We start from the raw sequence: 9,784 nt of genomic DNA, 5'->3' as shown, positions 1-9,784 counted from the left end.
TAAATACACCTTCGACACGTCCGACCTAATCATTGTGATCTCTAATTCCGGCCGGAATGCCCTGCCCATAGAAATGGCCATGAAAGCAAAGCAGGAAGGACTGAAAGTCATAGCCATCACCTCATTGGAGCAGTCCAAAAAATATGAATCGAGGCATCACAGCGGGAAAAAACTATACCAGATCGCAGACCTGGTCATTGATAATTGTGTCCCTTCGGGCGATGGGATTATGGAGGTCGACAATAAACTGATCGGTCCTGCATCTTCTGTTCTCGGCATCCTTATCGTAAACATTATAACCACGGAAGCTATAAAAATCAACAGTACAAAAGGAATGGATGTGCCGGTTTTTCAAAGTCAGAATGTGGATGAAACCGATAATCACATCCTTTATAAAAGGTTTGAATCCAGGGTTAAGCATTTGTAATAATAAATTAACGTAAGCAAAAAATGGAATTTACAGCGGATATCAAAGAATATATTGACCGAAGTGTTTTATGTTGGTTGGCAACGGTCTCAACTAAAGGCATACCAAATGTTTCCCCGAAAGAAATATTCACTTATTATAAAACGGACAAAATAATAGTTGCGAATATAGCTTCCCCCCAAACTGTGAAAAACATTAGACAAAACCAAAATGTTTGTGTGAGTTTTATAGACGTTTTGGTGCAAAAAGGATTTCAAATTAAAGGGAATGCCGAAATAGTTGAAAGAACGGATTCGGAATTTGTAGAAATGGAAAAAATACTGACCAAAATGACCCATGGAAATTTTCCGTTTGCAACAATTACAAAAATTACTGTCAACCGGATTAAGCCCATAATTGCGCCGAAATATATCCTGTTTCCGGAAACCACAGAAACGGAACAGGTTGAAAGTGCAAAGAAGGCTTATAGATTATAGAGACCGGGATTTCCCGGTTTCTTCTATGTTATCGGTTGTTTTGTTTTCCCCGTCCGTAAGACGGAAAAGAATATATATCGTTAGAGGCAAACAACTATTTTCCCTACGGTCCGTCCGCTTTCGATATGCAAATGAGCTTCCCTGATCTTATCAAAGGCGTACGTACTGGAAATAAATGGTTTGACCAGAGTAAGCTGCCATTCTTTTTCGCTTCTGCCGGTGGAGTTTTGGGTTTGGCTTGCCCCGATCTTTTACCTGTTTAGGTTAGATGTTATGGAAATATTATGGTATTTCTATATTATGATCATCCAGAAATATATGAAGATAAAATAGGATAAATCAACCAACTCTCTGAGCTTTGGCATTGACCAGTACAATACCTCCAAGTCCAAAACACCGGTAAAATAGATTTTTACCCGGTTTGACCGGAGTAGTGTCAATCCCGGAAAGATCAGCGTCCGGTGAACATAGCCGTTCTATTTCATCCGGCCATTTGAATTTTGCTGCCTGCCTGCGAAGAAACCAATCGATCAACGGACCTCCCGCTAGTAAACCACCCAGCCTGGCCAGCGGATCCAATACATAGTAGAGCATTACCCCTTGGTCAGGATGGCTTTGCTGTGCCTGACTGGGTGGACGAACGGTGTTCGGATCGACCTTCTCTGGATCTGGTTGTACCGCATCTAGCCCTTGTTCCATATAACGTCGATAGAACTCCAGGCGTAAGAGGCTTCCATCGATGCCGGTATCACGCCAATCTATATTGCCGTTGAGCATAAAAGGCTCTTTGGCATTATAATACTCATACTTTACTTCTGTTCCATCATTTTTAAATAATGTTTCTGGTTGAGGAAAGAAGAACCTCAAATCTCCACCATGAACACCAAAATTAAAAAAGGGCTTAACCAACTTCCAGGGTAAGGAAACGACCCCTCCAATATCTCCGACATAGACCATCTGTGTTTTTCGATTAAAACGTACGGCTCCTAGCCTAGCTCCAAGAACTTCAAAACCAAGAAATATCCATGCCATAGCAGGGACCAATAGAAAGAACCAAAAGTCTCCAAATCCGTGAATTTTTCCGGAGATAAAACCATAGAGAATTATGGAAAAGCATAAGTTATGCATGAAAAACAATATTTTTATAAAGAAGCGAAACCCGGAAGGCTGGTCTCGTCTTTGCTCTATGAATATATCATTGTAATAACGCTCATCGCCAAGATCATCCTGAAAGACGACATCATCCGGCCACATAGGAATATCTATGCCGGGGAGTTCGCTATAATCCTTTTTCTTACGAAAATTATTCAATAAGGTTTCGAAAGGTAAGGGACCGGTATCGTTATTTTTCTTTCTTCCAGGCATTATATTAAGAGCTTTCTAAAAAAGAACACAATGAGTTTACTATTTTTGAGAATCGATTCCAAAAATTGCTCAGGATGTGCCGGGGCAAAATTATTATAATTTATGATTTTATGGATGTCCCTTTTAGAAGCAAATGATTATGAAACAAAAATCGTGTTTGCAAACAGGCGAGAACATTCGAAGTCATTACATGGAAACATTAATAATCAACTACCTCGGAGCAAGCCCACGAGGTATTCAAACGAGCAAACCTCGGCTCATTTCGATGCAGAGCATCGGGGAATTAGACCCATTTAATGAAATTAAATCACGAAGACATCGGGTGTAATATCATACATATCAAAGGCAAACCACGACTTTCCCAACGGTCCGCCCGCTTTCGATTTGCCGATGTGCTTCCCTGATCTCATCGAATACGAACGTCCTGGAAATAAATGGTTTGATAAGCCCCTTGCCAAGCAAGTCGCTAATGATACCCATATCCCGGCCACTGGAATACACGGCCATAAAAAAGCAGGATTTCAGGTCTTTTATGTTAGCCAGCCGCTCATCTTCTGTTGTCAGGCCCGATGGGAGGTTGACGATCGTTCCACCACGTTTTAATACCTGTACAGATCGCCTGAAATTTACATGCCCTATCGTTTCCAGGCAAAAATCGATGTCACTCAATACTTCGTCAAAGTTTTCGCTTCTATAATCAATATGCCGGTCAGCCCCAAGCCCGAGCACAAAATCCTTATTTCCTGCCGATGAAGTTCCTATGACATAGGCTCCCATATATTTTGCGATTTGTACGGCAAAATGTCCGACGCCGCCCGATGCGGCATGGATGAGCACCTTATCATCCTTCTTCAGCCTGCCAAAATGATGAAATGCCTGCCAGGCGGTAAGTGCAGCAAGCGTACTGGCGGCAGCTTCCGCATGGGAGATGTTTTTGGGTTTCAATGCCAGCTGGCCTGCTTTTGCCGCAACGTATTCTGCATAGGCCTTACCATGCCCTACAAAATTGATCATCCCGAATACTTCGTCACCTGCTTTAAACTTTGCCACATTTTTTCCAACGGCTTCAACAATACCCGAAACATCCCATCCTAAAATAATGGGGTTGTATTTCAGTAAGTCATGTGCCCACCCCACTCCTTCCCGAACCTTGTAATCGACCGGGTTAATACTGAATGCTTTTACTTTTATCAATACTTCATCATCGGTAATGGCAGGTACATCAATCTGCCCGACGATTAAATTTTCGACTCCCCCGAATCCTTTCAATACTATGGCCTTCATTTCGATCGTTGATTTTATTGTTAAAACTCATCCGGGGCTCCCAGAACGATACGCAAGCGGTTCAATGCTCCCATAAGAGCTATACTGGCCGTTAGTTCCGTAATTTCCTTCTCGGTAAAACAGGCACTAAGCGCCTCCCGGATTGCGGGAATATTACCTTCTAATCCGGATACGGCTTCTGCGAATTCCAGTACGAGCCTTTGCTTATTGCTAAAAGCTGATGAATGCCGGAAACCCGGAATAGAATCAATAAACTCCGGTGTCATTCCTATTTCGCGGAGCTCCCCGGTGTGAAACCTGCAACAGTATGCACAGCCGTTTAACTGCGATACTCTCAATTCAGCCAACACGATGTACTGAGGGGCAATGCCGGAATTCCGGATACTGTTGTGTGCCTGGTAAAGATGCCCGATGGTTCTTTTTGAAATTTCCTTATAGTCCATATGATATCTGTTTCTGTTTGCAAAGTTCATTCCCCGGCCATAAAAAGAGGTGTATTGATCTGGGAAAAAACAGTATCCATATAAGATAATGATTCGTTTCGTATGTGAAATAGCTACTTTTGTGGAATGGAGCATATACATGACGATTTTTCCATTGAGGTGCTGCAATGCAAGCAATGGAAAGAACGAAACCGGAAAAACAATTTTTTTGAATTGGTATATGTCCTGGAAGGGACGGGCTTTCATTCGGTAAATCATATCAGGCATCCTTATAACCGGAACGGTATTTTTCTGTTACCTGCTGCACGTTGCCATTCTTATATTCTCGAAGAAGAAACCACTTTTCTGTTCGTCCGCTTTACCAATCATTATTTTACCTCCCGGATCAGGGACAGTGTAGATTACAGCAATTGGTTCAACAAATTGAATTTTATATTGGCTAACCATGACCATCACTCCGGGGAACTGATCAATGATCCCGATGACAGGTTTCAGCTAAAGCGTTTGCTAGATGTCATTCGCTACGAATATGAGAAGAAGGAGGACTGCAGCCCTTTCATTATACGGAACACCCTCGCTTCTGCTCTGGCACTTATCAGCCGGAATATACAACGCAAGGTTTTTGACCACATGGATCTAAAGGACCGGCGGTTTGCGGATCTTGTGACCTATATCAATTCCCAGATCATGGAGCCTGAAAAATTAACGGTCAGCCATCTTTCTGATAAGTTCCATATTTCCGAAAAATACTTCAGCCAGTATTTCAAACGCAATGCAGGAGAGACGTTCCAGGATTTTGTTTTAAGGTCCAGACTTCGGATTGCAGCTTCAAGAGCTAAATTTACGGATACCCCTTTCCGGAATATAGCCTTTGATCTCGGTTTTACGGATAGTAGCCATCTCAATCGTATGATGAAGAAATACACGGGAAAAGGCATGCGGGAAACCCGAAAGGAAATACAGGCATAGTAGCGAGGTTTATGCCGCCCTAATACCGATGTTGTATACAGACAGAAATAAGAAAAGCCTCCGAAATTTCAGATCGGAGGCTTTGGTTCCAAAAGATTGTTATATACTTTCTCTCCTGGTCAATTTTATATATGCCAGAAAAATCGCTCTTTGTTTTTGGGTATTGCTCCTAATTTGTGATAAAAGTGGATTGCTTCTATATTGAAATTAGGTGTTTGCCATTGAATAATAGTGCAATTTTCGGATGTTGCATATTCTTTTATCTGTTCCATAAATTGCTTCCCTACACCTTTCCCCCCAACCCTTTCTTTAAGGGATGTTTTCATCATTGGTGTTTTTGGTTAATTTTTAAGTAAGACCATACTGTTGACAACTGAGATCCGGAGCCAACTGATAAGTGGTGTTGTCAAGGGTTAACTCCCGATGGTGTAAGCTCGGATAAATAATCTCTCCTCAACAGTAAAATAAGGGAATAGGAATGCAGCATCAGGGGGACTTTTGTCCAAATTAAAAGCAAAAATGTTGAGTTTTATCAATTTTCTGGCCTTAACACCTTAGAAACTATTTTTGCCCGGCAAACTGAGTAGGGGTTATATTAAATTCCTTTTTGAATGCGCGACTAAAATAATTCGGATCACTGTACCCTACCTTATAGGCTACTTCTGAAATATTCTTTCCCTCCCGGATAAGCCGGGTCGCTTTTTTCATGCGGATGCGTTTGATATAGTCTAACGCACTCAGCCCGGTGATCTTCTTCATTTTTATATGAAGCAGGGAACGACTAATACCTGCTTCATTCGCCAGGCTTTCAACACCAAATCCGGGATTGGGATGATGTTGCTCTACCAGGGAGGATATTTTTCTCAGGAACTCGCGCTCATGATTATTTGCCGGAATATGTTCCGGGTCGGGCGTATTTATTCCGGAAAAACGTTTTTCAAGGTTTTTATTGGTCTCCAGCAGGTTGGTCACCAGCAGATCGAGTTCTTTAAGATTAAAGGGCTTGGTCAGGTAGACATTTGCTCCGGAAGCAAGCGCATCGATCCTGAAGTTATCGTTATTCCTGGCCGTTAACAATAGAAACGGAATATGGCGGGTATCGGGATCGGATTTTACTTTTCTGCAAAATTGTATTCCCGAAACTCCGGGCATCTTAACATCGGAAATAATGATATCGGGATGGGTATGTTCCATTTTTTCAAGGGCCTGTTCGCCATCTCTGGCTGTTATGACCTGGAATCTGCCGGCAAAATGCCTCTGAAGAAATTTCATGAGCTCAACATTGTCTTCGGCGATCAGTATTTTAAGGTTGTTCTTTTTTTGCAGCCCGGTAAATTCCTCCGCCTCAATACTGCCGATGATAAGATCGTTCATCACATTCAATGATTTATTACCGTTAATTTTTTGCAGTTCCTTTTCACTTTTTATTTTGAGTATCAGCGGAAAGTCTACATGTATCGTAGTTCCCCTCCCCTGTTCTGACCTGATATCCAGTTTTCCCTCCAGGAAATCGGCAAGGCTTTTTACCAGGGCCAGACCGAGCCCCGAATTGGAATTCCCGCCCTGTCCTTCCTGCTTGTAAAAAGGCTCGGTAACCTTTGCTATCACCCCGGCAGACATTCCTTTACCGGTATCGGTAAGTTCGAGAAAGATCCTGCTCCTCTTTTTCTCGTCGAGAAAGCTGCTTATCCGCATCCCCAGACGTATTGTTCCGCCTTCAGGTGTGTTCTTCAAAGCATTTGATACGAGGTTTGTGGTGATCATTTCTACCTTGGAGGGATCAAAATAACAGGTATATTCCGGAATATCGGAACAAAAATCACGTTCGATCCCTTTAGCCTCAAACAGCGGGTTAAACGCTTCAAAAGTATCTTTGAGGAACAACACTATATCTCCCTTTTTAAGCTCGAGCTTTGCATGTTCGGTCTCAATTTTACGAAATTCAAGCAATTGATGTATGAGTTGATTGAGTTTATCCGTGTTTTTTTTGATCGACAGCAATTCTTCCGGAGGGGCACTCCTGTTCACTTTTTCCCTGAAAAATTTTTCGACAGAAGCCATGATCAGCGTTAACGGGGTCTTGAATTCGTGCGAAATGAATGTAAAGAAATTGAGTTTGTGCCGGTTCAGTTCATTGTTCTTTTCTTTTTCGAACCTTTCCATTTGTAAAGCCAGTTTCTGGTTGTGGATGAACCTTACAAACCGCCAATAGGCATATACCATCAACAGGATGATCAATACGTAAATAAAATAGGCAATATCGGTTTTCCAGAATGGCGGAAGGACGGTCAGTGCTATTTTCCGTTCGTTGTTCAGGGAAAGCGGCAGGGTCCTTACCCTGAATGTATAGTCGCCGGGCGAAAGGTTGGTGTAGGTGGCCGTGGTTTTGGTGCCTACCTCATTCCAGCCGTCGTCAAAACCGTCCAGTTTATAGGCATACTTCACAGCTCCTTCGTTGAGATAATTAATGGCCCCGTATGCTATGGAAATAACATCCTGCCTGTGGTTCAGCGTTATCTTGTCCTGATAATTGATATGCTTTTTCAGCACCCCTTTTTCGGTAACGGGGACTTCCCGGTTGAACAGTTGAAAACTGTTAAATTCCAGGTCCGGTGTCCCGGGAGACTCATTGAATTCGTCAGGGTCTATGACATTCAACCCATAAACCGATCCGAAATAAAGCATGCCTCTCCTGTCCTTGAAAGCAGATTTGAAATTGAACTGATTCGTACTGAGCCCGTCTTCAATTCCCAAATGCCCGAGGCTGTTATTTTTAGGGTCATAAACACTTAACCCTTTATTGGTCGAGATCCATATTTTTCCGAAATCGTCTTCCAGTATTCCGTATGTATTGCTGTTTGGCAGGTTTTTATTCTGTTCAAAAAACTCGAGGTTTTCCCCGTTTTTCCTGTGCAATATAATTCCCTGATTCAGGGTTCCGAACCAGATATTTCCTTTTGAATCTTCATAGGCGCTTACGATTTGCCCATTTTTCCGGGAACCGGTTCCCGAAACGATTTCGGGACGGGTAAGTTTTCCCGTTTTGGAATCGAGCATATATACACCCGAGCGACGGGTACAGAACCAGAGGTTATTTTCAGAATCTTCCAGAATGTCATACACAAACTTATTGCCCAGAACTTCGGCTTTGTAAAGGCTGAATTTCTTCGAGTCGCGGTCGTAAATATTCAGACCGAATTGCGTCCCCACCCAAAGCCTTCCGCTGTGATCCTCACGGATAGCATATACGCAATTATTGGACAGTGAGTTTTTATCGTTTTTATCAAACTTAAAAACCGAGATTTTCCCTGTCTTTTTTTCATACCTGCTCAGTCCGCCCAGAAAGGTCCCTATCCAGATATTGCCACGGCTGTCTTCTTCCAGGGAATGGACATTATTGCTGCTCAACCCGTCTCCCGTATTCAGGAACCGAAAGCGTTCACTTGACTTGTCAAGAATACTGATCCCCCCGTCTTCGGTACCTATCCAGACCTCGTTGTTTTCCATTTCAACGATCTGGCTTACGGCTTTCCCCCCAATGGAATTTTTATAATCGCCCGGAAAGTATTTAACGACTCCCCCGGATTTGGGATTTGTATAGTTTACGCCTCCGAAATAGGTCCCGATCCACACAATTTGTTCTTTACTGATAAATATGCTGTAAACCGATTTATCCGAAAGTGTTTCGGGTTGTTCACTGAACGACTGTGTGTAGTAATTAACCAAAGTCCCGGTTGCTTTGTCATAGACAAATATGCCACTCTCGGTACCCAGCCAGAGATTGTTCCCGGTACCCTGGTCTATACTCCGGATGACTTCGGCCTCTATTTTATTCGAATTCCCGATGGCCATGTGCTGAAAAGAATCACTGGCCTTATCAAAGTAAAACAGGCCGCGTGACGTCCCCACCCAAACAGCCCCCTGCCTGTCTTTAAAAAGGGTGTTAATCGTAAAGATATTGCCGTCTGATGTATCCGGGCTGTCGGGGATTCTGTATTTCTTTATGATCTCTCCGAAGTTATTGATCAGCAGGATCCTTTTGTTGAGCGCCGCCCAGAACACATTTGTTTTGTATTCTGCAATAGCTTTAACGAGACGCCCTTTTAAATAATGATGTACGGTCCCTTCCCGGTCAATCGTAAAAAGGCCTTTGCCAGTTCCAGCAAAAACAGTACTGTCCCCGGACTCGAAAATGGTATTTACAGCACCTGTGTTCCCTTTCAGTATATGTTTAAAGAAATGTGTCCCGGGTTCAAATTTATCCAGTCCCGAATTGGTACCGATATACAGCCCGCTCCCCAGGTTTTCAACGGCATTGATCTGATTGCTGTTAATACTGTTGTCATTTTCCGGATCGTGATAATAGGTTATGATCTTACTTCCGTTGTAACTATTGAGCCCCTCCCTGGTCCCAAACCACATAATCCCGGTATCGTCCTGGGTAATATCGTAGACCGTACTATGGGTTAAACCATCTTTTGCGGTTATTTTTTCAAATTCTATCTCCTGTCCGCCGGACCTGTCCGGAAATATGAACACCGACAAAAGAAGAATATGCATTAAAAAAGCAAACATCAGTTTAAAAAAATGAGGGAAAGTCTTCATAATACCGCTACTTGAACAGGGATTTCAAAAAAATAAACAAAAATGCTATGAGTATAAACAAAAATATAGAGCGACGGTTTAATATTCATTTAACATTACAAAATGAAATCATCAAAATATCACACAATATCCTGAATTAAACACAAAATTATCGAGATAAAACTAAAACATTTTTAACGATTCTCCATATGAAAGCATATACTTCTATAAAAATC

Annotated in this window: 9 protein-coding genes; 3 read left to right on the top strand and 6 right to left on the bottom strand. The window is 42.4% G+C overall.

Annotated elements, in window-relative coordinates:
* Both KN811_RS21260 and KN811_RS21255 read left to right on the top strand, forming a co-directional pair.
* The coding region (locus tag KN811_RS21260) for a sugar isomerase domain-containing protein (RefSeq protein ID WP_216335022.1) at nt 1–427 on the top strand (427 nt) is incomplete at its 5' end.
* Between the two features lie 23 nt (nt 428–450).
* Nucleotides 451–903 carry a pyridoxamine 5'-phosphate oxidase family protein gene (locus tag KN811_RS21255; RefSeq protein ID WP_187965599.1) on the top strand — a complete coding sequence of 151 codons (453 nt, stop codon included), beginning with the start codon at nt 451–453 and terminating at the stop codon, nt 901–903.
* Nucleotides 904–983: 80 nt separating this feature from the next.
* Here the strand turns inward: KN811_RS21255 and KN811_RS22155 are convergent, their stop codons facing one another.
* The 4 genes from KN811_RS22155 to KN811_RS21235 form a co-directional block, all read right to left on the bottom strand.
* A complete protein-coding gene (locus tag KN811_RS22155) occupies nt 984–1,076 on the bottom strand; it encodes a zinc-binding dehydrogenase (protein WP_425596711.1) in 93 nt (30 codons plus the stop codon).
* Nucleotides 1,077–1,242: 166 nt separating this feature from the next.
* On the bottom strand, nt 1,243–2,268 hold the full coding sequence (locus KN811_RS21245) for a hypothetical protein (RefSeq protein WP_187965600.1): 1,026 nt from the start codon (nt 2,266–2,268) through the stop codon (nt 1,243–1,245).
* A gap of 339 nt (nt 2,269–2,607) precedes the next feature.
* Entirely contained in the window at nt 2,608–3,552 is a 945-nt protein-coding gene (locus KN811_RS21240; RefSeq protein WP_187965601.1) for an NADP-dependent oxidoreductase, read from the bottom strand.
* A gap of 20 nt (nt 3,553–3,572) precedes the next feature.
* Entirely contained in the window at nt 3,573–3,995 is a 423-nt protein-coding gene (locus KN811_RS21235; protein WP_187965602.1) for a carboxymuconolactone decarboxylase family protein, read from the bottom strand.
* 126 nt (nt 3,996–4,121) lie between these two features.
* Between KN811_RS21235 and KN811_RS21230 the strand changes: the two genes are divergently transcribed.
* Entirely contained in the window at nt 4,122–4,964 is an 843-nt protein-coding gene (locus KN811_RS21230) for a helix-turn-helix domain-containing protein (protein ID WP_187965603.1), read from the top strand.
* 125 nt (nt 4,965–5,089) lie between these two features.
* Here KN811_RS21230 and KN811_RS21225 read toward each other — a convergent pair whose 3' ends face one another.
* The gene (locus KN811_RS21225) at nt 5,090–5,293 is read right to left on the bottom strand and encodes a GNAT family N-acetyltransferase (RefSeq protein WP_187965604.1); all 204 of its coding nucleotides are present in this window, start codon (nt 5,291–5,293) and stop codon (nt 5,090–5,092) included.
* A 232-nt stretch (nt 5,294–5,525) separates the two neighbouring features.
* Entirely contained in the window at nt 5,526–9,539 is a 4,014-nt protein-coding gene (locus tag KN811_RS21220) for a hybrid sensor histidine kinase/response regulator transcription factor (protein WP_187965605.1), read from the bottom strand.
* Nucleotides 9,540–9,784 lie beyond the last annotated feature (245 nt).

Source organism: Sinomicrobium weinanense (genome assembly GCF_018863395.1).
GTDB lineage: Bacteria > Bacteroidota > Bacteroidia > Flavobacteriales > Flavobacteriaceae > Sinomicrobium > Sinomicrobium weinanense.
This window is presented reverse-complemented; position numbering and strand designations above follow the sequence as displayed.